This is a genomic window from uncultured Abiotrophia sp. (genome assembly GCF_938010525.1).
Classification (GTDB): domain Bacteria; phylum Bacillota; class Bacilli; order Lactobacillales; family Aerococcaceae; genus Abiotrophia.
The window spans coordinates 61,405-87,323 of the sequence record NZ_CALLVK010000021.1; the positions used below are offsets into that span (position 1 = coordinate 61,405).

Sequence of the window (25,919 nt, forward strand, 5' to 3'; positions counted from 1 at the left end):
GACTCTGTGTCTGGGGTTTTTAATTTCTTTAGTTATTGGTAGGAACTGTCTGTTTGGCTTTGAAAGCATTGACCATATCTTTGGATGCTTCTTCAATAGGTTTAGTTTCCACTAGCTTAGCTTGAACAACGACACGCATGGTAAGAGTTGAGTCACAGGTAATCATGGTTAGGATTGGATTTGTTGTAGGTTCAATCAAATCCACACGACTTGGATCCACTTGATCAATGTAATTCACTTCATATTTATAGACCTTGTCTAAATCTGTCAGATAGACAGCTTGGCCTACCTTGGCGTGCATCAAAGGTTCAAAAAGCAAGCCCTTATGAATGGAGTGATGGCTAGCAATGGAATAGTTAGATTCCCCCATCTTCTGGTTAGGAGTCAAAGTCCCTGCTCCTAAGAACATCCCTTCATTGGTTACTCCTTTATAAATTGGCAAGTTCATGCCAACATCTGGCATGGCCACGCCACCTACAGTCGGAAGATCCTTGGCATTAATACCATTTGCGATGACATCATAAGGATTAAGTGGTTTGATGACACCAAAGTCATAGTTCACATCCTTCTTCTCATTCGCTTCAATCTCAGCCCGCTTATTACGGTCTAACTCAGTGACTGCATTCGCCTCCTGACCTTGACGGACTAAGTAGTTCTTGATTGGATCTAGCAAGAATAGCACTGCCGCCGCTAAGAAAAGCAAGATTGCCAGAAAAATCCGCCAAGAGAAGCCCCCTTTTCTTTTCTTCCCTTGTTTTTTCTTACTTGCCTTTGTCGCCTTATCAGGCTTCTTAGCACTTTTATTTCCTTGACGCATACGCTCAGTTCGCGTCATTCTTTTCTCAGTCATAGTCTATATATCCCCCTCTATCTACTTATGGTTCTAAGTTTATCATGTCACTAGCTAAATAGGAAGTAAAGTATCCTACAATCTAGTAGACCCTCTTTCCACCAAATCTGCTTCAAAGTAGCAGGCCCTTTCCTTGAGGCTTTCTCCCTCAATTAAGCGCATGAGCTGTTCCACACAGGCAATCCCCATGTCCAAGACTTTCTGCTTCACAGTCGTCAGCTGCGGGCTAGCAATCTGGTCTAAAAAGACCCCATCAAAACCAATAACCCCAACATCGTCCGGCATGGTTCTGCCCAATGACTTGAGCCCCCGCTGAATGCCTAAGGCAATGCGATCTGAGGCACAGACGAAGCATGTGTTAGGTTCCAAATGTGCGTCCAGACGCTCAACCAATTCTGCTGCCGCCGTCGAGGAATTCCGAATGCGGTGAATTTGTGCCGTGTGATCTGGATGTTGCGCCAGAGCGTCTTGATAGCCTTGCTCCCGCTGGCGCTCGAAGTATTCCGGCACGTCAATCCCGACAAAGATAATGTGGTCATAACCTTTTTTAAAGGCATACTCGGTGGCCTTAAATTCAGCCTGCCGGTTATCAGAATCAACAAAAGGCACCCCGTAGGTATTCTCCCCGTAGAGAATAAGTGGCTTGTCGATTTTGCGAATCCATTCATAATCGGACTCTCGCATGCCGGTGATAATATAACCATCACTATTCCCCGTATCAATGGTGTTCTCCGTCATGAGTTGGAGGGAGTATTGGTACTTATCTAAACCTTTGGCAATCCCAGATAAGAGGTTCATATAATAAGGCTCTGTCGCGTCCATTTCTTCCAGAATCAAGACCTTAACAATCAGGGTCCGGTTCTGAGCTAGAGCCTTGGCCGCCATATTAGGTCGATAATTGAGTTCTTCCATGGCCTGATAGACCAATTGCTTGAGTTCATCCGTCACCAGTTGGGGGTGATTGATTACTCGAGAGACCGTCATTTTAGAGACATTGGCCTTCTTTGCCACGTCTTTCAGCGTTGCGATAATGTCCACTCCTCTCCATCGATTTGCCAGTATATTCCTCCCTATTATACACTAAAATAACCTGCTCTTGCGACTAAAAGCAGGTATTTTTTTAGGAAATTACTTTGAATTTACTAGGAAATAGATTTAGAAGCTAGAGGCCGAGCATGATAAGAAAGCCTAGTTCCGCGCCTGCATAACTCCCTTAAGCAGACCTTGACGGCCTATGACCACTAAGTGATCCGCCAGGTCAGTCACTGAACTCGCTGTGGGGGCCTGATCAATGACTTCTAAAATCATGGCCAAATTCGTTCCTGCCAGAACAGCGACTTGTGGATGCCCCTGAGACAGCAGCATGCTGACATTAAAGGGGGTGCCGCCTTTAAAATCCGTTAAAATCATCAAGCCTTCTTCCCCATGCGTCTCGACTCTAGCGACGATTTGAGCTTGGTAGTCACTGAGATTGGCCCCTTCCTCAAAAGGTAACCAATCGATTAGCTCCTGATCACCTACAATCATCCTACTGGCTTCCGCCATGCCTAAGGCGAATCCCCCATGTCCTGTCACCAAGACCTTCATCTGACATCCACTCCTTGCTTTTTTCTTACTTCTATTGTATGTAACAAGCGCCCATCCGACAAGCCCCTAATCATAAGAAAAAGCCTAGTTCCAATAGAACGAGGCTAATAGGATTGATTGGTTTATTCGCGAGGTTTAATATGTCGCAAATGGGTCAGGGCCAAAGCCAAGAAAAGGCTGTTGACAATCATAGGAAAGGCTAAGACCGTTTGCTTTTCCTTGAAGTAGTAAGCTGCTAAGACGAATAGTTGGACAGCCAAGACGATGACCATGAGAAAACGAGTCATCCGATAACGCTTGATCAGTTCATTAGGTTCTGGTTGATTCATTCTATTACTCCTTATCCTTGCCGTTTGAGTTGGCGGCGGTTTGGCCCATCGAGGGTGATCTCACGAGCCAGGTAACGAACCCGCTCCATGATTCGGCCTGCTTTGGCTAGGCTAATACCTTTTTGGTTGTAAGTCAGGACGTCTTCATATTCTTTCAGAGAAAAATTGGAAGTGAAGAAAGTCGGTAACGATTCCCGCATACGATATTCTAGAATAATGGCCAAGACTTCGTCTCGAACCCAGCCCGATGGATCGGACTCGGCGCCCATGTCATCTAGCATTAAGACATCCACCTGCTTGACCTTATCCAAGTTGGCTTGGGTACTATTGTCCCGAATAGAAGCCCGCATATCAGAAGCAAAGGTTGGGAAGTGTAAGAAGGTTACCGTCGCTCCCTCTTCTTCGACCAAATAATTGGCCAAAGCCCCCAATAAATAGGTCTTGCCTACCCCGTAAGGGCCCGTAATATAGAGACCTTGCGCTGATTTAGGATCTTGGTGATAGGTCTGCATAAATTGCGTCACCGCATTAATTAAGGCCTGACGTTCTGGCGAATCAATAATGTAATCAGCCAAATGAGCCTGGCGGACATCATCCGCCATCATGCGGTTATCCAGATTGGCCGCTTGGCGACGAGCCTTGAGGCTAGCCAAGTAATCAGTGGTTGGCTTGTAGCGGACATCAATAAAATTATGGTTAATGAATAATTCCGGCTGATAGCCTGGATTAGTGCCTGGCTGGCCTGATTCAATAGCCCGACGTTCTAGACGAAACTCATTGAGTTTGGACAGGGAATTTTGAATCATCTCCCCGCTTAATTCTGCTTGATGTTCTCGGAGGAAGGCTTGAATGGCTTCATCCTGGCGGACCAAGGCCACTGCCTGCTCATAAATTTCTTGCAGATGGGGCTGGTTCATAATCTGACGCATGACGTCTTGGATTGTCTCCATAAGATTCCTCCTCTAGTGGTCTAGCTCCTGGGCTGACCCTTTCTTAAATGGATTGACGAAGGTCTGGGTGGCTTGACTAGCAGCTGGGCTAGCCTCAGGCTTGGATTGGCTTGATGCCTGACCTGAATCCTGACCTTCTTGGCGTTGCTTGGCTAACCATGAAGGCACCACTTCTTGGCGCTGATGGGCGCCAGTCCCCTTGTGGGATCGAGCATACGGACGTCCCGACTCCTGGCTAGCCTTCTTGGCTTGGGCCTGGCGCTTGTCTTCGATATAGCGGAAGACTTGGTGGACTTCTTTAATCCCCTTTTGCTGCCACTCATCCAGTAATTTTTCAAAATTAGACTTGTAAAGGTGGTCGCGCCCTTCCATGACTAAGAGGTAATAGACTGCTAGGTTAACAATGGCAGGCGATAGTTTGATCTTTTCCAAGGCAACTTCTAGGTTGTAGCCCTCTTGGTCACTCCGGATGCCACCCTTGGCCTGTTTGACTTGCTTAAGAAAGGCCAGCGGTGGCAAAATCTCCGCCGTGGCAATAATCTGTGCCTGGTTCTTGCTATATTGGCCTTGTTCCCGCAAGGTTTGGGCGCGGGCTTGAATCTGGTCTTTGAGCTGACCCGCCTGGCTAGAAACCGATTCCTTGCTGCTTAGGCTAGCCTTATAACGTTTAGCCAAACTCGGTAATTGATCCATGGCAATTTGTTCCGTCTGGTCTTGGTAGGCCAATTTAATGACTGTCGCCACTTGCTCCTCGTTAAAGCCATAGACTTGATGGAGACTGGCCATTTGCTGGCGCAGTTCCCGCGTGAAGAGTCGGCTATTGACTTGAGCCGCTTCTAGTATATCTAAGACTTGACCATAGCCAAAGTTATCATGACTGGCTTGGTCCAGGTTGGCTTCTGCTAGGTTAGTGGCCGTCTGCTGACGGTAGGAACCAGATAAAGCATCCTGGTTCTGAGCGTCCTTGATAGCTTGATCTGATGGATAGTCGAAGACCTGACTGAAGGACTGGGTTACTTCCACATATTCGCTGGCATCCAGTTCTTCCCATTCAAAGCGGCGCATCAAGCGATAGAAGGCTTGATCCCCAATCTTATTCATCAGCAAAGCCGCATAAAGGGGGTGCTGCAAGAAACTCCCTACCTCAAGTGGCGCCATGACTTCATAAGACACTAACTGGGTCTGAACATTGCCCTGGACCTTTTTAGGTTGATAGGACTTGAGTAAGCCCAAGGCCTCCAAGTAACCGCGGGCTTGATTTAAGTCAGCCGGCGAAACTTGAAGTTGATCAATCAGGCTAGCATGCATGACCGCTGGGCTCCAGGTTCCATCCGCGCCCACGTAATCCGTTAAAGACAGATAGAAAGCTAGCCCCACCGTGCCGATGACAGGCTGATAGCATTGGCGCAGGGTCACCTGCTGTAGCTGGGACAAGGGCGCTTGCTGCCGAACCCGAAAGGGCTGTAAGGGACTTAACATAGTGGGACCTCCTTTCTAAATTTGACTTGACTTAATCGCTTTATTTTTTATCGTTTTTCTCACTTAAACGATCTTGTAGGGCTTGGAGTTCTTTTAAGAAACTCTCACGCGAGTGAAACTGGCGATAGACACTGGCAAAGCGAATATAGGCCACTTCATCTAATTCCATCAAGAGCGGAATCACAAATTCCCCAATTTGTTCTGATTCAATTTCCTGGTCAGTGATTTCACGAATCTTATTTTCTACTTGTTGGGCCAAAGCCTGCATTTGTTCCATGGTAATAGGACGCTTTTCAGCTGAACGCACAATCCCGCGCAGTAGCTTCTCTTGGCTAAATTCTTCTCGGGTACCGTCACGCTTAATGACTAGCAAAGGAATCTGTTCAATACGTTCATAGGTAGAGAAACGATGTTTGCAGTTGAGGCATTCCCGCCGCCGCCGGATTGCCGCCCCACCATCAGCTGGCCGGGAGTCATTAACTTTGGAGTTTTGATGATGACATTTTGGACATTCCATAGGGTTCCCTCCTTATCTTCTGGCGCCAGATGGCGCTTTTCCCTTCTATTATAACGAATTCTTGTCAGAGGAACAAGCTAGAGACGGCTTAAAGCCTGATCCACCTGGGCAAAGGTCACCGCTAAAGATCCCTGGTTATCAATGACTAAATCTGCCCGCTGGCGCTTGGCTTCAATAGATGCCTGACTAGCAATGGCTGCCTCCGCTTGAGCCTGGCTCCAGCTGTTACGGGCAATTAGCCGTTCAACTTGCAAGTCATGGGGCAGATAGACCACCCAGACCTGATCCATTTTTCGGTCATAGCCTGTCTCATAGAGTAAGGGAATATCGAAAAAGGCCAGCTTTGCTCCCGCCTGGGCCACACGCTGACTCTCCGCCTCCAAGGCCTCATAAATGAGTGGATGTAAGAGTTGATCCACCTCCTGGCGCAGTTGGGCGTCCCCGAAGAGACGCTGACCTAGCGCCTGGCGATCAAGTGCACCCGATTCATTCAGAATCTCTGCTCCAAATTTTGCTACCAAGCGTTTGAGGCCCTCCTGACCTGGTTCCACTAGCTGACGGGCAATGACATCCGCATCAATCAATGGATAGTCAAGTTCCTTCAAGTAATTAGATACGGTGGATTTACCTGTGGCAATCCCCCCTGTTAAACCAATTCTAAGCATGGCCTTTCCCTCCTAGCGGATGCTTGAGGCGAGAGGATTGACAATGCGGACAGAAATGGGTCCCTCGCCCACCTAATTGAACCTTATGGATCGGGCGACCACAACGTACACAGGGCTCATCTACTCGGCCATAGACAGCCAAGGCTTCCTGGTAGGTTCCCGCTGCCCCCAAGGAATTGCGATAGGTCCGAATGGTAGAACCCCCTGCCTGCACAGCCGCAGCCAAAATCTCTATAATGGCGGCATGCAGACGTTTAACCTCATGGACGGTAAGGTCGCAGGCCGGTCTTTGCGGATGAATCCGCGCCTTAAAACAGACTTCGTCCACATAAATATTGCCTAAACCAGCCACCAGGGTCTGGTCCAGCAAAAGGGGCTTAAGCGCCCGTTTAGAAGCCGCTAACTGAGCTCGAAAATGAGCCAAGTCAAAGGCTTCTTGGGTTGGCTCAGGTCCTAACTTCTTGCTGGCAAAATAGGTTTCTAATTGGTCCTTGGCCATATAAGAGAAACGTCCAAACTTGCGGACATCCTCATAATGGAAGTGGCTGCCGTCCTTAAAAGTCATGATCAGATGCACATGTTTGGGCTTAGTCTTAGGCTCCTGACCTGATGGGTAGACATGACATTTACCTTCCATTCGCAAATGAAAGACTAGGACCTGAGGGCCAAAATCCAGCCATAAGTACTTGCCCCGCCGCCCCACTGCTTGGATGGTCTGGCCTCGCAAGTAGTCTTGCCACTGGGCCAGTGTCTCTTGAGGCCTTAAGTCAATTAGCTTGGGCCAGAAAACTTGGACCTCCGCAATAGTCTTGCCCTCAATCAGACTGGTCAGGCCACGCCGTACAGTTTCAACTTCGGGTAATTCCGGCATAAGTCACTTCCTTTCTAGACCAGGCTCGTCAAGGAGCCGAGGCCTTATTTTAGTTGATACCAGTTGCTACCACTGGCTGCTTCTACCTTGAGCGGTACCGATAGGCTAACAGCGCCCTCCATGACTTCCGGTACCAAGTCTTCTAAAATGGCGATTTCCTCTTGAGGCGCTTCTAAAATCAACTCATCGTGCACCTGTAAGAGCAGACGAGCCTGGAGACCGCGTTGACGAATGGCTTGATCTAAGGCCACCATGGCTACCTTAATAATATCGGCGGCCGTCCCTTGAATTGGCGTATTCATAGCCGTCCGCTCTGCAAAGGAACGCAGGTTAAAGTTGCTGGAATAGATATCCGGCAAGGCGCGTCGCCGGCCCCACAAGGTGCTGACATAGCCGTCTTTCTTAGCTTGAGCCACAATCTCCTGCATAAAGGTCGAGATACCTGGATATTCGGCCAAGTAACGGTCGATAAATGCCTTGGCTTCCTTACGCGGCATGTCCAAATTTTGGGACAGGCCGTAGTCACTAATGCCATAGACAATCCCAAAGTTAACCGCCTTAGCCTGGCGCCGCATATCACTGTCCACCACCGCATCATCCGAAAGGCCAAAGACCCGTCGTGCCGTGGCTGCATGGATGTCCTGCCCCTCCAAGAAGGCCTGCTTCATGTGCGGATCACCTGAAATATGGGCCAGCACCCGCAACTCGATTTGCGAATAGTCAGCACCAAAGAGTTGCCAGCCTGGTTCAGACGGCACAAAGGCCTGACGAATCTTGCGGCCTTCCTCCATCCGAATGGGAATATTCTGCAAGTTAGGATCCGCACTGGATAAGCGACCGGTCTGGGTCAGGGTTTGGACGAAGCGGGTGTGAATCTTGCCATCAGCTTGAATAAACTTAGGTAAACCGGCCAAATAGGTTCCCTGAAGCTTAGCCAGCTGACGATAGGTCAAGAGGGATGCTACAATGGGATGGGCATCCTTGAGTTTTTCTAGGACATCGGCTGCCGTCGAGTAGCCAGTCTTGGTCTTCTTAATGACCGGCAAGCCTAGGCGTTCGAAGAGGATTTCACCCAATTGTTTAGGCGAATTAGGATTGAAGGCTTGTCCTGCTAGTGCTTGGATTTCCGCCTCTAATTCTTCTAAACGTGCTAAGAGCAAGTCATTCATCTGATCCAGAGTGGCCACATCGACCGCTACCCCTCTTTTCTCCATATCAGTCAAGACTTGTGCCAGCGGGAATTCCATATCTTGGTAGAGCTGCGTCATGCCCAGGTCATCCAGTTGTTGGGTCAAGGGGGCTACGGCTTGCTCCAAAAGTGAAACCTTGTCCGCCAAGTGTTGGGCTAAGCGCTCATTTTCTGGCAGGGCCTGCTTGGCGCCCTTGCCATAGACTACTTCATCCAGCTGAACTTGGATTCCCAAGTCTAGATAGGTTGCCAAGCTAGCTAAATCCTTAATCTTCTCGACATCAACCAGATAAGCCGCCAAGCCCACGTCGAAGGTCACACCCGCCAGCGTCAGGCCTTGATGGTCCAGCAAGATACTGTCTCGCTTAAGGTCTGCGCTGATTTTAGGAAGAGATTCATCTTCTAGCCATTTTTTGAAGGCTGAGCTAGCAAAGGCGACTTGGCCACTTGCGGCATAAGCCTGGTCACCTTGGGTCCATGCTACCGCCAGGACTGGTGCAAAGTGATAATTCTCGCTAAGCGTCTCCAGATAGAAGGCGCCGGCTACCTTGACATGGTCTTCTTCAATGGCCTCCAACCAGGTAACAGGATAGCTACTGGTCTCTTGACTAGCGACGACTTCCGTCCCCTGGTGGAGTTGGGCGAGAAAGCTACGGAAATCCATTTGGACATAGAACTCACTTAACTGAGCTAGGTCACGCTGTCCCAGTTGGCAATCATCGAGAGTGATTTCTAGTGGTGCATCTTGGACAATGCGGGCTAGGGACTTGCTGAGACGGGCATTGGCTTCGTCCCGGATAATGTTTTCCTTCATCTTGGAAGGCTTGAGTTGATCCAGGCCTTGATAGAGGCCTTCGACCGTCCCAAATTGATGGAGCAACTTAAGGGCGGTCTTCTCCCCTACCCGTTCAATACCCGGATAGTTGTCCGAGCTATCGCCCATCAGTCCCTTGAGGTCGATAATCTGTTGGGGCGTCAGCTGGTACTTGTCCCAAATGCTGGCAGGCGTGTAAGGCTCTAGCTCACTTACGCCTTTTTTGGTAATATAGACTGTCACTTGGTCGCTGGCTAATTGGGTCAAGTCCTTATCCCCCGACACAATCATGACCTGGTCATCTGGATCTGCCGCCTTAGCCAGGGTGCCTAGGATATCGTCCGCTTCATAGTGGAGTAATTCGTAGTACTTGATGCCATAGGCATCCAAGAGCACACGAAAATAAGGCAGTTGCTCGCGGAACTCGCCCGGTGTTTTTTGGCGTCCTGCCTTATATTCTGGGTACTGTTCCGTCCGGAAGGTATGACCAGATTTATCGAAAGCCACCAAGACATGGCTAGGCTTAAATTGGTCTAAAACCCCGTCCAGCATGCGGTTAAAGCTAAACAAGGCATTGGTATGTAAACCTGCCTTATTCTTGAATCGTTCAATATCCAAAATGGAGAAGAAGGCCCGATAGGCCAAACTGCTTCCATCAATCAGTAAAATTTTGCGCTGGGTCATGGGGCGCCTCCTTAAGTGTTAATGATAAGCTCCTAGACTCTAATAGCCTGAAGCAAAGTAAATCAGCCAATCCAGCAGCATCCCTTAGGACAAGCCGCTAAGAATGGCTGATCGTGATGACTTGTGTTGAGTGTTAGGTCTTAGCCGCCAAGTGAGTCTTAGAGGACATTTGGATGTAGGCGGGCATATTCTTTTTCAAAGCGTTGGGCAATCTTATCCACATCACCCGCGCCCATAAAGACAATGACATCGTCCTTATACTGCATAAGTGGAGACAAGTGCTCGCTCGAAATAATCTCCACCTCTTGGTCAATTAAGGCCGCCAAGTCTTGAATAGTAACTTCCCCACTTTGCTCACGGGCAGAGTTGAAGATGTCGCAGAGATAGACTTGGTCTGCTAGGTTAAGTGACTCAGCAAACTCGTTAAGCAGGGCCACTGTCCGGCTAAAGGTATGGGGTTGGAAGACTGCGATACAGCGTTTGTCTGGATAGCGTTGCTTGGTCGCATCAATGGTCGCCTTGATTTCGCTTGGATGGTGGGCATAGTCGTCAATGATGGTTAAATCACCCACTGTCTTAACGCTGAAACGACGTTTGACACCAGTGAAGGTCGCTAGGTTTTGGGCAATGGCATCTGCCGGAAAACCTTCCAAGGTTAAGACCGTAATGACCGCCAAAGCGTTCAAGATATTGTGCTTACCATAGGTCGGCACATGGAAACGTCCTAAGAACTTGCCTTCAAAGGTCACATCGAAGGAAGACCCATCTTGAGCCCGTTCAACATTGGTTGCATAGACGGTTGAATTGCTGTCAAAGCCATAGTAGTAGACAGGGACTGGCGCTTTTAATTGGCGTAAATAAGCATCCTCCCCACAGGCAATCACGGCTTTCGTGGTTTGACCGGCAAAACTAGTGAAGGCTGAGAAGACATCGTCAATAGAAGTGAAATAATCTGGATGGTCAAAATCCACGTTAGTAATAATGGCATAATCTGGTTCATAGGACAGGAAGTGGCGACGATACTCGCAGGCTTCTAGACCAAAGTACTTGGCAGACTCCTGCCCATAACCGGTTCCATCCCCAATCAAGTAAGACAGTGGGGCTAAGTGCTTGAGGGTATGCGCCAAGAGACCTGTGGTAGAGGTCTTACCGTGGCAGCCTGAAACGGCAATACTGGTATAGCCCTTAATCAATTTACCTAAGAAATGATGGTAGCGGTAGATTGGTAAGCCCAATTCGCGCGCCCGCACCAATTCTTCATGGTCATCCCCGAAGGCATTGCCTGCAATAATGGTCAGGCCAGGTTGAATATTGTCAGCCGAGAATTCCATCATAAGCACACCCGCAGCTTCTAAGCCTTGCTGGGTGAAAAAGTACTTCCCTACGTCACTCCCCTGTACCTTATAGCCTTCTCCTACCAGGATAAGCGCGAGAGCACTCATGCCTGAGCCTTTGATTCCCACAAAATGATAGGTTGTTGCTTTGTCCATAATCAACCTACACACGTCCTTTCACTCAATTAATTTCTAGTCTTCAAATAATAAATAGCTGTCCTTGTCCTTACGCATACGGGACAAAATCTCACGCGAGACCCCGACTTCCGTCACAGCTTGAGATTGCGGTGGCTGATAAGGCTTAGGTAGTTCCTTAGGTTGGAAACGTTCTGCCCGCGCCTGTTTTGCCACTTCCTGGCTATCTCGCCCATTCTCTAAAATAGACTGAAACTTAGCCTGGGCATCTGAAACCTGCCGTTGGCTGCTGGCCTCATGATGCTCCCGCTCTCTTTGGGCGCTAGCCTGCCAAGCCTGGCGTGGGCGCTGAGAAGTCGGAGCTTCAAGAAAATCATCTAGGGACTGGCGGTCTTGACGTCGACTGTCGGCTTGACCAGGCTTGGGCCAGTCATTTTGAGGTCGCCGCTCGGCTGGTGCCACATAGGCTCGATCCAAACGGTCAGAATGGGTTTGTGGCAGTCTTAGCTCCTCACCCGGTCGATAGCTAGGCGCGGGACTTTCCTCTTCGATTGGCTCTGACATCATGCGTTCCCGCACCAAATCCGAATTAAAGCGCTGATTTGGGCTACTATTGCGGCGCTCACGGTAGGCTACCCGATAGTCAGCCTCTTCCAATGGCTCCTGTGTCGTAGCTGGCGGTGGTGTCTGACTGGCGTCAATCATCTTTTGCGGTTGATCCCGCCAAGGTTGCTCGTGATGATAGACAGGTCGATGGCCCCGGCTGGTCTCTTGCTTTTCTTCTAGCGCAGACTTGAACTTGTAAGGGGTGCCCTTACTTGAAGGCGATTGGGATTCCCGGTTAAAACGTCGGTTGTCGTAATTTACATTCCGCTTCTGGTAAGCGGGTCCTTGGTAGTCCTTCATAAGCCCCCGTCCTTTCATTTCCTGGTCTTGCTTAACACACTAGCTGCTAGTCTTTATCACTTAAATGACGAAACTAGCCTTGGTAGTGGGCGACGACTTGCTCAAGTGGTGTGCCGACTGCTAAGTCATCTTTCAATACCCAGATACCTGGTTTATTTTCAATGGCATCTAAACCTAGTTCGCGTGTAGAACAAATCATACCATTGCTGTCAACGCCACGTAATTGGCCTGGCCAAATAATTAAGCCATCTGGCATAACGGCACCTGGTTGGGCCACTAGGACCTTTTGGCCGGCTTCAATATTGGCTGCCCCACAGACGATTTGTAGAACGGTGTCAGCCGCTACACGTGTTTGCGTAATATGCAAGTGGTCACTATCTGGATGGTCAACACACTCTTCCACATAACCAACTACTAAGCGAGGTGAAGCATCAAAACTAACCGCTTGGTCGAAGCCTGCAGCTTGAATACGGGCATTGACTTGAGCCACTTGCTCGGCAGTCAAGGTCACATGACCCTCTCCAGTTAAGTTCAAGTCCGCCACTCCGAAGAGGTTATAGCCCACAATGGCTTGAGATTGATGATGGCGCAGGGCGGTTACCTGACCTTTGCTATCTGGGTCAATCTCGTGTGAAGAAACTGGACCACTAGTGAGAAGGAGCACGTCACCGACGCCTCCAGGATTATAGAATGCTAACCACATATTATATCTTTTCTTCCTTTCGTCTACTTATCTGAAATATCAATTTTATGTAAGCTGTCCTTAGACATTTGCGCGAATGGTCGCTAAGGTTGTCTTGTCGAAAGTCTCTAGGACTTTGATGACCATTTCCTTGGCTGCCTCATAATCATCCATGCGGAAAAGGGTTTGGTGACCGTGAATGTAACGGGCGCAGACCCCAATGACTGCCGAAGGCACCCCATCATTGCTGACATGGGCGGCACCCGCGTCGGTTCCACCTTTGGAAAAGAAGTATTGGTATGGAATCTTGTGAGTTTCTGCTGTATCTAACAAGAACTCACGCATACCGCGATGGGTAATATGGCCTGGATCCTGCACCCGCAAGAGAAAACCACCGCCAAGTTGTCCAAACTTATCCTTGCTGTCATCCGTGTCATCGGCTGGCGAACAGTCTACGGCAATAAAGGCATCTGGTTGGTAGCGATGGACTGCCCCCTTGGCCCCACGCAAACCGACTTCTTCTTGAGCATTGGCCCCCGCAATAATGGTTGCCGCTAGCTCCTTGTCTTTAACAGCCCGCATGGCTTCTAACATCACGGCACAGCCATAGCGGTTATCCCAAGCCTTGCCGATTAGAGCTTGCTTGTTAGCCGTCCAGACGGTTTCTGTCTCAGGCACAATGGAATCGCCAGGACGCACGCCATATTCCAAGGCTTCGTCACGGGAAGTAAAGCCAGCATCAAAGAGGATATCTTCAGGCGCCACTGACTTAGCCGCCCCATCCTTGCCCCGTAATAAGTGAGGGGCCACAGATGACGAAATGCAGACATAGTCCCCCTTACGGGTTTGAAGGGTATAGCGTTGAGCTGAGATACTATAAGGATTCCAGCCCCCAATAGGTGTCACAGTGAAGAGACCATTCGAGGTAATCTGACGAACCATAAAGCCGACTTCGTCCATATGAGCTGCTAGCATGAGACGTGGTGCTTCTGGATTCTTAGCATACTTAATCCCATAGAGGTTGCCAATCCCAAACACTTCGATTTTATCAACTAGGGGGGTCAACTCTTCCTGCAAGAAGCGACGAACCTGCCCTTCATTGCCCGAAATCCCTTGTAATTCGGTCAGATGTTTGATTAAGTCAAAGCCTTGTAATGTCATGCCTGTCGCGGTCGCACCGCTACCTCCTTCACCATTATAAATAGGTAGATTTTACTCTTTTTATTATCTCACGTGCGCTTAGTAAAATCAATGAATTGTACTCGAATTTGTGTTACACTAAGAGTACGGAGCACAAGCCTGTGCGCCCCCACCTACCGCTCTCTGATGGAGCGCGCACCATGCCTATGAAAGAAGGAAAAATACTATGTCATCTACTCCACGTAAAGGCCTTGTCGGTGGCCTCTTGCTCTTAACCGGCGCCATCGTCGGCGCTGCCGGGACTCTCTTCTACTTGGAATCCCAACCTAAACGCCCTAGTCGGGTCCTAGCCGAAGTCAAGGCTGAATTTGCTAAACAAGGACCAATTGAAGGCTCTTGGATCCACTATGTTCCGGTTGAGTACCCTGAATTGGAGAGCCAACCTCAAGTTTATATTGGGGGCATTAGTCGCTATGAAGGGGAACAACTGGTTCACTACCAATTCGTCTGCGATATTTACACTGGTCAAATTCTAGACCTCTTCCCTGTAGAAGGCTAAGGAGAATCGAGAAGTCAAGGAGTCGCTCTGGCGGCTCTTTTTTGCATGCTGAAAGACAAAAATCCGACCACTCATGTGGTCGGATTGATTTGCTTGCTTATTATGCTTTTTCTACACGTTCCAAGACGGTTACAGACAGACCAGGCATTTCGTAGTGGCCATTAAGGTCGAAGACTTGGCCTTCTTCCAATGGTGCCGTATAATCAACGATTACCTTGCGGTAGAGACCATGTGGCAGATAGGTGATCGGCATGCGCCAATCATTAGCATTAATCATAACGAAATAAGCAGAATTCTCATCTTCCAATTGGTAGGCAATGACGCCATCATGTAACTGATAGACAGCCAGAGAGTTGAGGATTTCATCATAAGAGTTTTGGCGGAAGAGGGGCGAGCTCTTACGTAACTTGATTAAGCCACGGACATAATCCACCGTATCTTGATGCTCCGCTACTCGGTTCCAGTCAAATTGGTTGATTTCATCCGGTGCATTATAGGTATTCTCTATCAGTCTTTTGGTTCTTAAGAACTCTTGACCAGCATGAATAAAGGGAATCCCTTGCGCCAAGAGGACCAGACTGGTCGCCATTAAGGCCCGGCGAACACGAACTTCTTCAGAATCATGCGGATGAGTATAACACAACTTGTCATAGAGAGTTAAGTCATCGTGGGCCTCAACATAGTGGACGACTTGGTCCGGACTAGCATAAGCCGAGTTAGGAATCCCTACTAAGAGGTTCTGAGCCACTAACTTTTCTAAGTCAGGACGTCCATTGACATAGCCGCCTTCTTGCTTGTTGAAGTTACCACCTTTGAGGGCATTACGAATAGAATCGTTGAAATGAGCCACTCCTGGCATACGGTAGGCATTGTGTTGGGCAGCCTTATCTTCATAAGGCAACATAGTACCCAGGTTCCAACCCTCGCCTAAAACGATAATGGAAGGATCAATTTCATTCAGGGCTTGACGTACAGCCAACATGGTTTCAACGTCATGAATCCCCATTAAGTCGAAGCGGAAGCCATCTAATTTGAATTCTCGTGTCCAGTAAAGGATGGAATCCAAGATATAGCGGCGCATCATATAGCGTTCAGAAGCAGTATCGTTGCCGACCCCAGTCCCATTAGACAAGTTACCTGCCTGATCATAACGGAAGAAATAACCTGGCACAATCTTCTGGAAAGCCTGCAAGTCAAACTGATAAACGTGGTTATAGACCACGTCCATAATGACGCGCAGACCATTGTCGTGAAGGGTCTTAATGGTTTGCTTGAGTTCTAAAATCCGGCTAAGTGGATCATAAGGATCCGTCGCATAAGAGCCTTCTGGCACATTGTAGTTCTTAGGATCATAGCCCCAGTTGTAGGCTGATGGCTTGGCTTCTGTCTCATCTACTGTCGCATAATCATAAATTGGTAATAATTGCAAATGGGTAAAGCCCAGCGACTTAAGGTAGTCTAAACCAGTTACTTGGCCTTTAGAGGTATGAGTGCCTTCTTCGACAAGTCCTAAAAACTTACCTTTGGCCGAAATCCCAGAATCTTCCGCTACTGAGAAGTCGCGGACGTTGAGCTCATAGATAATGGCGTCGGTCGCCTTGCCAAAAGCAGGCATACGATCAAAGCCTTCTAATTGAGTAGCAGCTGGGTTAACTACCACACTGCGGTCACCATTGACTACCGCCGCAATGGCATAAGGATCCTGGCTACGCTTAAGGCCTAATGAACCATGGTCTAATAGATAAGTATAGGCTGTTAGATGCAAGTCCCCTAAAATTTCAGTGACCCAAGTACCGCGTTCACCACGTTGCATAACATGGACGCTAGCCAAGTCACTATCCGGTTGGTTGGATTCATAAAGTTCAACGGTCACGCTCTTAGCCGTTGGTGCCCAAACGATAAAACGAGTTGATTGAGGTGTATAAAAGGCACCTAAAGGTCCGTCATAGGCAAATTCTTGATCAAAATCAACCGTTCTGACTGCTTTGGTAGCCAATCCCACCGCCTGATTTGGATTTAAATCTGTCACAGTATTTCTCTCTCTTTCTATGTATACGTATTCTCACGCATAGTGTACCGTAAACGGTGCTCAGAAACAAGTCTTTAGCCTTACATTTTAGCTTAAATACAGTGAGAAAACAACTAATCTTATAGGATTCTCATCTTATGACCCAAAGTCTCATCTAGCTGTCTATTTTATACATGCAGTATGATTGAAATGCAGGTCTTAAAGCGCTACAATACAAAAGTAAAAAACAAGGAGAGGAAGCAAATTATGGAAAATCTCTTATGGTTATTTCCTGTCATTTTTATGCTACACGAGATGGAAGAAATCATCGGCTTTGGTCCATGGTTGGACAAAAATCAAGCGATTATAAATAAGTACCCGAGAATTGCAGCTAGCTACGAACACTTTTCCCCCTCAGGCTTTGCTCTGGCAGTATTAGAGGAGTATCTACTAGTCATTATCATCACCGGCGCTAGCCTGTATTTTGCTAACTATCTAGTCTGGCTAGGGGCCCTCATAGCCTTCTGCCTCCACTTGATTATCCACCTTATCCAAAGTATCCTCATTAGGAAATACATCCCTGCCCTGGCTAGCAGCCTAGTGCTGCTCCCCCCAAGTATCCTGATTATCAAACGAGCCATTGCCATGACTTCATACAGCCTGACTAGTCTACTTATCTCGACTTTGCTATGTGTGATTCTGATGGTAGTCAATCTGGCTTTTGCCCATAAATTGATGCGGTTAGTGACGAAAACCATTAAATCTCAGAAAGCCTAGTCCCCTATTTAAGACCATATAAAAAGCTCGCACTTATCGCAAGTGCGAGCTTTTTTATAGTAAGAGTTGATAGAGTCCATAAGTATGGCTAGTTCCCTGTAAGTCAGCAGCATAGTGACGTGTCAGTGTATGCTGATGTATTAAGGCTCCAACAGCAGAAGCTCCTCTGGCTTGAGCCTCCTTAAAAATTGGGTAGCTCAGCGCTGACCCCAAACCCAAATACTGCGGATCCACTCCTAGGTAGAGTATGATGTAGCGTTTGGCTCGATGCTTAATCCAAAATAATTTGGCTAAAGTAAATAAATCTAACTTTTGATAAACCAAGGCTCCATAGTCTGGCATGGTAATCAAAAAACCCACTAGCTTATCCTCCTGATAGGCCAACTTAACCATAGAAAAATCCAAAATATAACGATACTTCTCGAAAATAGCACTAAATTGTGCCCCTTGCAAGGAACGGTAAATAGGAAAATCTCGGTAAAGTCGATTCAAGAGTTCAAAGACTTGTAAGGACACCTTAGTCCAATCCGACTTGTGGGGGGATCGAATCTTAATCCCTGCTGCTAAGGCAGCCTCATAACGCTTAGCTAGTTTGGCTTCCTGGGTAGTGGGACTTACCTTAGGATAGAAATTAGACAGGTAGCTTTCGGTTAGTTTGAATCCCGCTGCCTCCCAGAGCTTGGGGTAATAAGCCGGCTGATGGGGCTCGCCAGTAAAAGGTAAGTCCTCATGGCCAGATAGCTGCATGCGATAGCCCAACCAAAAACTAGCCTGAACGGGGCCAATGAGTTTTTCAGCCCCTAAGTTGCGGGCCTGTTCAGCTATGTAAGCTATAAACTGCTTGGCCATGCCCACATCATCTAAGGACTCAAAATAGCCTAAGAAGCAAGTGCCATCGACTGGATAATAAGTCAGCAAGCCTCGAATCTGAACTTGCTGGTCTTGGTAACCGACAAAGGCTCTCACTTCTATTTCCGGGCTAAGTGGATGGGTCCCACTAATCAGACTTGCTTCCTCTTCAGGTGACTGCATTAAGTGCCCCTTGCCGTAAAGTTTCTGCGGCAAGGCTAGAAAGTCGACTAGTTCCGGCGAATGAGGCTGCACAGCTTTAATGGTCAGCATGGCCCGCCTCCTCTAAAATGGTCACTTGGCCGCTTAAGCCATCCATCTCAATCCAATCCCCACTTTTCATCAATTGCGTAGCACCCCGCACATTCACAACTGATGGAATGCCTAGCTCACGCGAAATAATGGCTGTATGAGACAGGAGGGATCCCTGCTCAGCGATGACCCCTTGGGCTTGAGTTAAGAGATAGACCCACCCTGGATCTGTCATTCTGGTCACCATAATCTTACCCTGAGCAGATTCAATGGCTTGAACATCGTCCACTACTAGCACTTGGCCCTTAACGCGACCAGGCGAGCAACCAATTCCTTGAAGGTGTTCTGCCCGACTCAATTGGCTACGTGCCTGCCCTGAAAATCGCACAAACTTCTCAAATACTTGACCCAAGAAGACATAGCGGCTGAAGTTTGGTAAGGTCCTGTCACCCGCTAACTTAGCGCGTCTTTCTGCAATCAGGTCCGATACTGAGTGTGGCTGGCTGGCCAATTCAAAGATTTCTTCCTTGGTCAGATAGAAGATGTCTTCTTCTGTCTCTAAATAGCCTTGCTTGGCAAGTTGCGCCCCAATGGCTCGGAAAATCATCCGCATCATCCCATAAATCCGTGTCCGATTTAGCCTTGAGCTTTCTCGGTACTTTACGCCAGTCATAGCGCGACGGCGTAAAAAGCCCGTCCACCAACTTCTTGGTTGATTGCTTGCGGCATTTGAGGCTTTTAGGTCAGGAGCTTCTTGCTGGCACATTTGAACCAGCAAGGATAAGAGGCCTTGTGGATGGGTACGGAAGGTCGGTGTTTCTAGCTTCAGTTCTTCGGGTGCCCGGTCACCAAATTCTTGGATAAAATCCCGAATCTTGGTTACTAAGGGATCTTGTCGACTTAAAAAGTCTGCTGCATCTTCTTTTTCTAGTGCCTGGCGAAGAGCTTGGTTCTTGGGATCCTTGAGCTCCCCAACTAAGTCCTGAAGGGCTAGAGCCGGCCGCATACTTTCAATCTGTTCAATACCGGCGATTTCTGCCTGAATATCTTGCCCTTGACGCGACTTTTTCAATAAACCCGTATAGACGAAGGCATAAAGATCATTAATCAAGGTAATATCCCAATGTGCTAGAATCTCATCCTTAAGCTGTACAACTAGAGCTGTCAGCTGCTCCAAATCAGCATCTGGCGAGAAGCGCTCTTGAAAGACTGCTTGAATCCGGATGAATCCCTGTTCTAGCTGGGCCATTTGCTTAGGCGAGGTGAAAAACTCGCGCATAATTCGGCCCATAATCTTAAGTCGCTTCCAAGGCGAGAGATGGACCGGCATGGCCGGCACTTCCGTCTCCCTCACGCCCAGCATATCTTGCCAGATAGGAATAATCTTTTTAGAGAAAGGCAACAATTGCAGAAGCTGGTACCAACTTTGAATTTGATAGTAGACTCGACTATTGACTGGACAGAGCATATTCTGGAAGGTCGGCTCATAGGCAGCCAGTTCAGCTGCCCCCTTGCCCACCAACCTTTGAGCCAAACCACGGAATATACTGGCATAGGCTTCTTGAATAAAACTGATAGTTAAGGGTGTAGAGAGACCTGGATAGCTCTCCACAATATTACTATTATCCAGAATGATTTGCTTGCCTTGTGGCAAAGTAGTAATAGGACGTGCTTGTAAGATGTAGAGCCGGTCTCCTTGGAAGGTAAACTCCAAATCCAAATAGGGGCCAAAAAGCGCCATGGCTTGCTGGGCTAAGGATTCTAGGTCCCCTAATTGACTAGTTGTTAAACTTGGGGCCCCTGGCTCTTGTTCCGTATAGGATAGCTGATCTGCCGGATGATAGGTCACCATACTAGTAGGCACCTTATCTTCTACAATTTGATCACCTAATCCCTGGCCCACAACCACAATGTGTTCATTAAGAATTCCCTTAGGGTTGGCTGTAAAATAAACACCTGATAAATCCCCCTTAATCATGACTTGAACCAGACAGTTCATCTGAGCTTCTGGCAGGCTAATCCCTTGCTTGAAGAGATAGGCCAGAGCGGATACCTGATAGAGGGACAAGAAAGTACGCTCTAGAGACTGGGGTAAGTGGTCGATTGGGACATCTAGTTGGCTTTCAAATTGTCCGGCAAAAGATGAGACGGCACCATCTTCAATGCTAGCAGATGAACGAACTGCCAAACGCACCTGACCAGATGGAAAAGTTTGCTTGACCCAGCTCAGCACAGGACTTAAATCTTCCTTAGCAAAAATCTCTGTGGCCCAAGCCAATAGTTCTTGACTCAGCTGATCCAAACTCAGATTACCCGCCTGATAGGCTGCTTCTTGACTAGCCAGAAAATCCATGCTGTCCGCTCGATCAAAACAGTCAAAGGCAAAGACCGCAAAACTAGGTACTGGTAGCCCCGCTTTGGTCATTTCCATGAGGTGGTAGGCTTTCCCTCCCACTTTCTGGAGATCATAGACTTGTTTCATTAGAAGACTCCCATCAAGAGGTAGACAGCTACTGAGACGACCATGGTGGTCTCAGTAATATAGGTATAACGCTCAACTCTTTCCCGGATATTGAAGAGGGTTGGGTCCTTAATGAACTGCTCAAACTGCACCGTCATCCAGATAACATTAAGCACCAAGACCACGACCCCTACATGGGAAATATTCCAGAGCAGAAGGAAGTTGGTCATAATATCTAGAATGGTGACTACTTCGATGAAACGGGTAGCCTTCTTATAACCGAAGAGCTTGGAATAAGTTACATATTCTGTCTCATCTTTTGGTGCTCGAATCTTACGACAGACTTCCCAAATCAAGCTTGGGAAGTACATAGTGAAGGCCAAGAGAACGGTCGGGACTGATATTAGGGGCAGATTATACTTATAGCATACGAAGGAAATAGTATAGAGATTCAGAATCATCATGACCGGATTATGGGTCACCAAGGCTAAAGGCAATGAGTTTTGAATTTTATCTCGCTTAAAGAACCAGAAAGACATCAAGGTTCCGTAGATATAGAGGAAGAGGAACCAAAAGATATTATTCATGAAGAAGATATTCAAAATAACAGAGACCGTGACGATAAAGGCTAAAGCGATAGCCAAGTCCTTTTTCTTGACCCGTCCTGACGGCAAAGCCCGATGGGGGAAGAGTCGTTGATCGGTCTCATAGTCCTTGAAGTCATCTGCAATACGTAAAATCATTAAGAATACAAAAATGGTGAAAATCCCAATCAATTCTTGATGGTTGAAATTAAAGTTGGTCACCCCGTCATTTAACAAGAGGACAAAGTAAATCTCGAAAAACATAATGGCTGCCACGATAAAACGCGACCCCAGCGGAAACATTTCCTTATAATAAATCGCTAAACGCTTAAACATGTTTAACACCTATCCTTTCACCCATTCTGACCTGGCTTTCGATACCTAAGTCTGAGTAATATCTAATATCTTGGTCCAGCTCAATACGATTGGCTGGATATAGTACGACGATAGTGGATCCACCTAAGCCAAAATAGCCCTTCTCCTGGCCTCTGACTAGGTAAGATTGATGATGGTTATAAATTCGACCGACTAGCAGTGCACCAATTTCCATCTGGAGAACTGGCCCCTCTTCTGTCTCAATCAGACAGTAATGCCGGCTATTCTCACGATAAATCAATCGCTGGGCTTGGGCTACTTCCCGCACACTATGCAACTTGCCCTTGATGCTTTTTTGATGGGTAATCACCCCAGATTCAATGGCTAAATAGCGATGCACGTCTTCGACCCCTAGACGAAATACTAAGGCTAGCCCACCTTGAAAGGCCTGCGCTAGTTGGTCATCTTCCAATAACTCTGCCAAATCATAGCTTTGGCCCTTTAAGACCAAACTTAAGTCTTCATGAATATCAAAAACTTGTAATTTGGCGTCGGCTACGGCCAATACTTGCCCTTCTGGACAGACAGGGCGTAAGTCTGGCTGAATTTTTCGCTGGAAAAAGGCTGCAAAGTGGGGATAGGTCCCCTCTTGGTAGTCAGCCAGAGACAGGTCATAGGTCTCTAGGAACTTTCTTACCTTAGCTTTTGACCAGGGCAAGTAATCACTTAGGGTCAGCAAATAGGAGATGCTAGGCCGTGTCAAGAGAGGGAGAAGCCATCGCCCCCATCTAGTCTGATAGAGGCGATTAACCAAGCCTTCTTGATAGACAGCAGGCTCTATGACCTGACCACTTTGACGCTGGTAAACCTTAACCATAAGGCAAGACCCAAAGCCCGATTAAGCTAAGAATCGCTAATAAGGCAAAAGCCAGATAAGCCTTCTTGTTCGGCTTAGGAACGGGCTGGTTCCAGACGAATAGGCCGCTTAAGAGTATGGCTAATCCCAACCAAAGCCAAGTATAGAATCCAGGAGCCAACCATTGACCTAACAGATAGCTTAAGGGAAAGCACAAGGCGCCATAAGTGACGGGAACCCCGACAAAATATTGCCCGCTCCCCTCATCATGCTTGGCCAAGCGATTAAAGTGCCCCAAGCGCGTCACAGCTGCTAGCACATAGATAATAGCAGGCAAGAGATTGGCAGGTCCAAGAGCTAGCTGTGACATGAGTAGAAAAGCTGGCAAGGCAGCAAAGCTAATCATATCGCAGAGTGAATCAATTTCAATGCCAAAACGTTCCTGTTCTGGTGTCCGTGGTAAGCGTCTAGCCACTACACCGTCGAAGAGATCACAAATTCCACTAAGGATAAAGGCCATCATGGCTAGCCGGACCTGCCCTTGTAAGGTCCAATAGATAGCTACTAAGGCAAAGGCCGCTCCCAAGTAAGTAAGTATGACCGACTTATCATACTCTCCAATCAAATAGTTTTTAATCTTCATGTAGATGAATCTTTCCTTTCTCTGCGTCTAGCGTGACTAGCATGCCCGTTTTGAGCCTCTTGCTTGCTTCTTGGACACAAACCAGTGCCGGAATACCACATTCACGGGCTACAATCGAGGCATGACAGAGTACCCCACCCGTCTCCGTAATCAGGCCTCCTAAGATGCCAAAGACATAGCTCCAACCCGTATCGGTATAAGCTGTCACTAAAATCTCACCCGGTTGAATGCTAGCTATATCTGCCAAGTCTAAAATCACGCGCACTCGCCCCGTGACCTGACCACTGCTAGCAGGCATGCCACTCAAGTAAGCTTCCCGACTGCCTTGTGGGAGCGGTTGGAAATTACCTTCTGTTAAGTCTCCTAGAGCCTGACTTTTATCATAGGACTGGCAATAATGGCGATCCTGTTTGACTAGTTGCTGTAGGTCAATACTTCTATCTTTGTCATTCATGAAGGCTAAGAGATCCCATTTGGTTAGATAGAAGATATCTTCCACTTGCTCTAAGTATCCTTGTTTAAGATAGGCTCGACCCAAAGCCAGACTGACTTGCCGAATCAGGTGGTAGGCATGAGTTGAGCAATCCTTAAACTCCTCTCGCCACCACAATAAGTGACGTAAGGAGTTCGCAATCTTCTTAATCTTGCGGCTTTGACGTCCTGTCAAGCCACTAGGTAGCTCTTGATTCTTGTGCTGTCTGACCAGAGACTTTTGCGCCTTATCATAATAAGCATCGTCAAGCACTAGGCGTTGGATTAGCGCTAAAATTTGTTCAGGTTCTTCCATGTAACTTGGTACCCTCAAGTCTAATTCTCGCCTTGAATGATGACCAAACTTAGCCATAAAACCAGCTAAGGCCTTAAAATCATCCCGCTGCCCTTCTTGCTGGGCAAGCTCTAATAAACCTGGCACTGTTTGCTGCATCCAATCGTTTTTTATCAGAGGCCGACTTCGAATCATACTAGCTAAGGCTAGCATTTCTTCTAAGGGCTGGGTATGGGAAATATTACCTAGGTCTGCAATCAATTGAAAGAACTGGTCTTGGCTTAACCATTTGAGTAACCGCGTCTTTTGCATGGAGAGTTGAACCGTATTGATGTAGGCTTGCCAGAAATAAGTCTGCTCCGTTTTTCTGTAGCAGTCTAAGATAACTTGACGCCAGAGGGCCTCAACTTGTTCCAAGGGCGTCTCGTAACTTAACCCTGCAATCTCAGTCTCTAGCTGCTTAAAATTGTCCTGTAAGTTAGTTAAGTTTTCAGGGGCTGCTTTCATAAACTTTTTGGTAAGCCCTTGTGTCTTCCAAGCCACCTTGATGAAGCGTGTCAGAAGACCCAAACTTAACTGACTTAGGTGTCCTCTACCCTCGTAATCCTTATTAACCCCTAGCTCATCATCGAAATCCCGTTCAATGTAACCAGGAATTTGCTGCATGGCTGCTTTTACTACCCCTAAATTCCAGTAGGGACGAGCATGATGCCGACGCATCAAGTCCGGCATAGGGCCACTAGGGGCTAAGTCAATGGCATCCAAGAAGCTCGACAAGGACTCTTGCCAAGCATCAAAGTAGAGACTCCACATGAGATTAGGGCAGGATTGGGCTGCCACACCGCCATCGCGAAAATTAGCTGTCGTCCAACGTCCTTGGCTGACTCGAGTAGGCAGAGTCGTCATAGGGCGAGCCTGAACTAGATAGACTTGGTCACCGCAGGCACACCACTCGACATCCATTGGGCGACCAAAGTGGGCGCTAATAAGCATGGCTTGTTCATGAAGTCTGGCCAGTAGGGCTTGGGATAGACCACTGGCTACAGCTAGCTTCAAATCCGGTTCATACCAAGATAAGCTTAATCGCTTTGGATTCACGCGTCCACTGACTAACTGCTCTCCCGCTCCAGCTACATATTCGATCAGCATCTCTTGGTCTTGGTTAGATTCAGGGTTCAAGGTGAAGTAGACCCCACTATAATCAGGCTGACATTGCTCCTGGATTAAAATGGCTAAGCCAAAGTCCTGCCAGGATTGCTCTTGGCGATGCCAATAAGCAAGGGCTTGAGGTTTAAGTAATGACAAGATGCAAGCTTTAATCCCGGATGCAATTGATGACATAGTCTGGCAATCTGCTATCGAGTCATATTGACCGGCAAAAGAAGTCGTCGCCTGGTCCTCCAAGAGGGCACTACTGCGAACAATATAGGTCTTACCGTCCTCTATAAAATTCTCCAGAGCTACCTCTAGTTTAGCCGGAAGATTCTGACTTTCTAACCGTTCTTGTACCACTTTTCGATCTAACTTGAGCCACTTTTCCCAATCTAGTCCTGGGCTAGCTAATTCCGGCCAGCAATCAGCTAGCCAGGTCATAACTTGCTCGGCTGATAGAATAAGTCCATTTGGTACTGGGAGATTGAGCTGCCTCAGATCCAAAAGATGATTAATTTTCCCCCCATAGCTTGGGGTCTGTTTGGCTTGATAGAGTGTATCCATC

Annotated in this window: 23 protein-coding genes; 2 read left to right on the forward strand and 21 right to left on the reverse strand. The window is 47.7% G+C overall.

The annotated features are described in order from the left end of the window. Window positions 1-28: 28 nt before the first annotated feature. From Q0339_RS04965 to pepA, 14 genes are all read right to left on the reverse strand, one after another. Complete coding sequence (locus tag Q0339_RS04965; RefSeq protein ID WP_298077715.1) at window positions 29-850, reverse strand: class A sortase; 822 nt, start codon at window positions 848-850, stop codon at window positions 29-31. Window positions 851-925: 75 nt separating this feature from the next. Beyond that, window positions 926-1,879 (reverse strand): LacI family DNA-binding transcriptional regulator, encoded by a 954-nt coding sequence (locus Q0339_RS04970; RefSeq protein ID WP_291427889.1) that lies wholly within the window; start codon window positions 1,877-1,879, stop codon window positions 926-928. 159 nt (window positions 1,880-2,038) lie between these two features. After that, window positions 2,039-2,437 (reverse strand): PTS sugar transporter subunit IIA, encoded by a 399-nt coding sequence (locus Q0339_RS04975; RefSeq protein WP_298077716.1) that lies wholly within the window; start codon window positions 2,435-2,437, stop codon window positions 2,039-2,041. 122 nt (window positions 2,438-2,559) lie between these two features. Next, entirely contained in the window at window positions 2,560-2,766 is a 207-nt protein-coding gene (locus Q0339_RS04980) for a hypothetical protein (protein ID WP_298077717.1), read from the reverse strand. An 11-nt stretch (window positions 2,767-2,777) separates the two neighbouring features. Beyond that, entirely contained in the window at window positions 2,778-3,716 is a 939-nt protein-coding gene (dnaI, locus tag Q0339_RS04985) for a primosomal protein DnaI (protein ID WP_298077718.1), read from the reverse strand. A gap of 12 nt (window positions 3,717-3,728) precedes the next feature. Next, window positions 3,729-5,195: a DnaD domain protein gene (locus Q0339_RS04990; protein WP_298077719.1), complete on the reverse strand. Its 1,467-nt coding sequence runs from the start codon at window positions 5,193-5,195 to the stop codon at window positions 3,729-3,731. 40 nt (window positions 5,196-5,235) lie between these two features. Continuing rightward, the gene (gene nrdR, locus Q0339_RS04995; protein ID WP_023390995.1) at window positions 5,236-5,712 is read right to left on the reverse strand and encodes a transcriptional regulator NrdR; all 477 of its coding nucleotides are present in this window, start codon (window positions 5,710-5,712) and stop codon (window positions 5,236-5,238) included. Window positions 5,713-5,789: 77 nt separating this feature from the next. After that, window positions 5,790-6,377: a dephospho-CoA kinase gene (gene coaE, locus Q0339_RS05000; protein WP_298077720.1), complete on the reverse strand. Its 588-nt coding sequence runs from the start codon at window positions 6,375-6,377 to the stop codon at window positions 5,790-5,792. Further along, window positions 6,370-7,248: a DNA-formamidopyrimidine glycosylase gene (gene mutM / locus Q0339_RS05005; protein WP_298077721.1), complete on the reverse strand. Its 879-nt coding sequence runs from the start codon at window positions 7,246-7,248 to the stop codon at window positions 6,370-6,372. Before mutM ends, coaE begins: the two co-directional genes overlap by 8 nt. Before the next feature lie 44 nt (window positions 7,249-7,292). Then, window positions 7,293-9,935: a DNA polymerase I gene (gene polA, locus Q0339_RS05010; protein ID WP_298077722.1), complete on the reverse strand. Its 2,643-nt coding sequence runs from the start codon at window positions 9,933-9,935 to the stop codon at window positions 7,293-7,295. 158 nt (window positions 9,936-10,093) lie between these two features. Continuing rightward, window positions 10,094-11,425, reverse strand: coding sequence for a UDP-N-acetylmuramate--L-alanine ligase (gene murC, locus Q0339_RS05015; protein ID WP_298077723.1), 1,332 nt, complete (start codon window positions 11,423-11,425; stop codon window positions 10,094-10,096). A gap of 36 nt (window positions 11,426-11,461) precedes the next feature. Further along, window positions 11,462-12,310 carry a hypothetical protein gene (locus Q0339_RS05020; protein WP_298077724.1) on the reverse strand — a complete coding sequence of 283 codons (849 nt, stop codon included), beginning with the start codon at window positions 12,308-12,310 and terminating at the stop codon, window positions 11,462-11,464. Between the two features lie 73 nt (window positions 12,311-12,383). After that, on the reverse strand, window positions 12,384-13,013 hold the full coding sequence (ytpR, locus tag Q0339_RS05025; protein ID WP_298077726.1) for a YtpR family tRNA-binding protein: 630 nt from the start codon (window positions 13,011-13,013) through the stop codon (window positions 12,384-12,386). Between the two features lie 60 nt (window positions 13,014-13,073). Further along, window positions 13,074-14,153, reverse strand: a complete 1,080-nt coding sequence (gene pepA / locus Q0339_RS05030; protein ID WP_298077727.1) for a glutamyl aminopeptidase — start codon at window positions 14,151-14,153, stop codon at window positions 13,074-13,076. Window positions 14,154-14,358: 205 nt separating this feature from the next. Between pepA and Q0339_RS05035 the strand changes: the two genes are divergently transcribed. Then, window positions 14,359-14,691 carry a hypothetical protein gene (locus Q0339_RS05035; protein WP_298077728.1) on the forward strand — a complete coding sequence of 111 codons (333 nt, stop codon included), beginning with the start codon at window positions 14,359-14,361 and terminating at the stop codon, window positions 14,689-14,691. 100 nt (window positions 14,692-14,791) lie between these two features. Here the strand turns inward: Q0339_RS05035 and pulA are convergent, their stop codons facing one another. Beyond that, window positions 14,792-16,720 carry a type I pullulanase gene (pulA, locus tag Q0339_RS05040; RefSeq protein WP_298077729.1) on the reverse strand — a complete coding sequence of 643 codons (1,929 nt, stop codon included), beginning with the start codon at window positions 16,718-16,720 and terminating at the stop codon, window positions 14,792-14,794. 246 nt (window positions 16,721-16,966) lie between these two features. Here pulA and Q0339_RS05045 point away from each other — a divergent pair, with 246 nt between their 5' ends. Continuing rightward, a complete protein-coding gene (locus Q0339_RS05045) occupies window positions 16,967-17,476 on the forward strand; it encodes an HXXEE domain-containing protein (protein ID WP_298077730.1) in 510 nt (169 codons plus the stop codon). Window positions 17,477-17,530: 54 nt separating this feature from the next. Here the strand turns inward: Q0339_RS05045 and Q0339_RS05050 are convergent, their stop codons facing one another. The 6 genes from Q0339_RS05050 to Q0339_RS05075 are packed head-to-tail and all read right to left on the reverse strand — an operon-like array spanning window position 17,531 to window position 25,918. Next, window positions 17,531-18,598 (reverse strand): hypothetical protein, encoded by a 1,068-nt coding sequence (locus tag Q0339_RS05050; RefSeq protein ID WP_298077731.1) that lies wholly within the window; start codon window positions 18,596-18,598, stop codon window positions 17,531-17,533. Beyond that, on the reverse strand, window positions 18,585-21,059 hold the full coding sequence (locus Q0339_RS05055; RefSeq protein ID WP_298077732.1) for a phosphoenolpyruvate synthase: 2,475 nt from the start codon (window positions 21,057-21,059) through the stop codon (window positions 18,585-18,587). Before Q0339_RS05055 ends, Q0339_RS05050 begins: the two co-directional genes overlap by 14 nt. Beyond that, complete coding sequence (locus Q0339_RS05060) at window positions 21,059-21,958, reverse strand: UbiA family prenyltransferase (RefSeq protein WP_298077733.1); 900 nt, start codon at window positions 21,956-21,958, stop codon at window positions 21,059-21,061. Before Q0339_RS05060 ends, Q0339_RS05055 begins: the two co-directional genes overlap by 1 nt. Further along, window positions 21,951-22,814, reverse strand: a complete 864-nt coding sequence (locus Q0339_RS05065; RefSeq protein ID WP_298077734.1) for a phosphatidylserine decarboxylase — start codon at window positions 22,812-22,814, stop codon at window positions 21,951-21,953. The genes Q0339_RS05060 and Q0339_RS05065 overlap by 8 nt, the downstream gene beginning before the upstream one ends. After that, a complete protein-coding gene (locus Q0339_RS05070; protein WP_298077735.1) occupies window positions 22,807-23,436 on the reverse strand; it encodes a CDP-alcohol phosphatidyltransferase family protein in 630 nt (209 codons plus the stop codon). The genes Q0339_RS05065 and Q0339_RS05070 overlap by 8 nt, the downstream gene beginning before the upstream one ends. After that, entirely contained in the window at window positions 23,426-25,918 is a 2,493-nt protein-coding gene (locus tag Q0339_RS05075; RefSeq protein WP_298077736.1) for a PEP/pyruvate-binding domain-containing protein, read from the reverse strand. The genes Q0339_RS05070 and Q0339_RS05075 overlap by 11 nt, the downstream gene beginning before the upstream one ends. Between the last annotated feature and the right edge of the window lies 1 nt (window position 25,919).

What these genes read in the sequence shown, in the direction of transcription:
- polA (WP_298077722.1), bottom strand. Translation starts at nt 9,935, where the DNA reads ATGACCCAGCGCAAAATTTTACTGATTGATGGAAGCAGTTTGGCCTAT.
- pepA (WP_298077727.1), bottom strand. Translation starts at nt 14,153, where the DNA reads ATGACATTACAAGGCTTTGACTTAATCAAACATCTGACCGAATTACAA.
- Q0339_RS04980 (WP_298077717.1), bottom strand. Translation starts at nt 2,766, where the DNA reads ATGAATCAACCAGAACCTAATGAACTGATCAAGCGTTATCGGATGACT.
- Q0339_RS05020 (WP_298077724.1), bottom strand. Translation starts at nt 12,310, where the DNA reads ATGAAGGACTACCAAGGACCCGCTTACCAGAAGCGGAATGTAAATTAC.
- Q0339_RS05065 (WP_298077734.1), bottom strand. Translation starts at nt 22,814, where the DNA reads ATGGTTAAGGTTTACCAGCGTCAAAGTGGTCAGGTCATAGAGCCTGCT.
- mutM (WP_298077721.1), bottom strand. Translation starts at nt 7,248, where the DNA reads ATGCCGGAATTACCCGAAGTTGAAACTGTACGGCGTGGCCTGACCAGT.
- Q0339_RS04990 (WP_298077719.1), bottom strand. Translation starts at nt 5,195, where the DNA reads ATGTTAAGTCCCTTACAGCCCTTTCGGGTTCGGCAGCAAGCGCCCTTG.
- coaE (WP_298077720.1), bottom strand. Translation starts at nt 6,377, where the DNA reads ATGCTTAGAATTGGTTTAACAGGGGGGATTGCCACAGGTAAATCCACC.
- Q0339_RS05045 (WP_298077730.1), top strand. Translation starts at nt 16,967, where the DNA reads ATGGAAAATCTCTTATGGTTATTTCCTGTCATTTTTATGCTACACGAG.
- Q0339_RS05035 (WP_298077728.1), top strand. Translation starts at nt 14,359, where the DNA reads ATGTCATCTACTCCACGTAAAGGCCTTGTCGGTGGCCTCTTGCTCTTA.
- Q0339_RS05060 (WP_298077733.1), bottom strand. Translation starts at nt 21,958, where the DNA reads ATGTTTAAGCGTTTAGCGATTTATTATAAGGAAATGTTTCCGCTGGGG.
- Q0339_RS05050 (WP_298077731.1), bottom strand. Translation starts at nt 18,598, where the DNA reads ATGCTGACCATTAAAGCTGTGCAGCCTCATTCGCCGGAACTAGTCGAC.
- Q0339_RS05055 (WP_298077732.1), bottom strand. Translation starts at nt 21,059, where the DNA reads ATGAAACAAGTCTATGATCTCCAGAAAGTGGGAGGGAAAGCCTACCAC.
- Q0339_RS04975 (WP_298077716.1), bottom strand. Translation starts at nt 2,437, where the DNA reads ATGAAGGTCTTGGTGACAGGACATGGGGGATTCGCCTTAGGCATGGCG.
- Q0339_RS05070 (WP_298077735.1), bottom strand. Translation starts at nt 23,436, where the DNA reads ATGAAGATTAAAAACTATTTGATTGGAGAGTATGATAAGTCGGTCATA.
- dnaI (WP_298077718.1), bottom strand. Translation starts at nt 3,716, where the DNA reads ATGGAGACAATCCAAGACGTCATGCGTCAGATTATGAACCAGCCCCAT.
- Q0339_RS04965 (WP_298077715.1), bottom strand. Translation starts at nt 850, where the DNA reads ATGACTGAGAAAAGAATGACGCGAACTGAGCGTATGCGTCAAGGAAAT.
- murC (WP_298077723.1), bottom strand. Translation starts at nt 11,425, where the DNA reads ATGGACAAAGCAACAACCTATCATTTTGTGGGAATCAAAGGCTCAGGC.
- nrdR (WP_023390995.1), bottom strand. Translation starts at nt 5,712, where the DNA reads ATGGAATGTCCAAAATGTCATCATCAAAACTCCAAAGTTAATGACTCC.
- ytpR (WP_298077726.1), bottom strand. Translation starts at nt 13,013, where the DNA reads ATGTGGTTAGCATTCTATAATCCTGGAGGCGTCGGTGACGTGCTCCTT.
- Q0339_RS05075 (WP_298077736.1), bottom strand. Translation starts at nt 25,918, where the DNA reads ATGGATACACTCTATCAAGCCAAACAGACCCCAAGCTATGGGGGGAAA.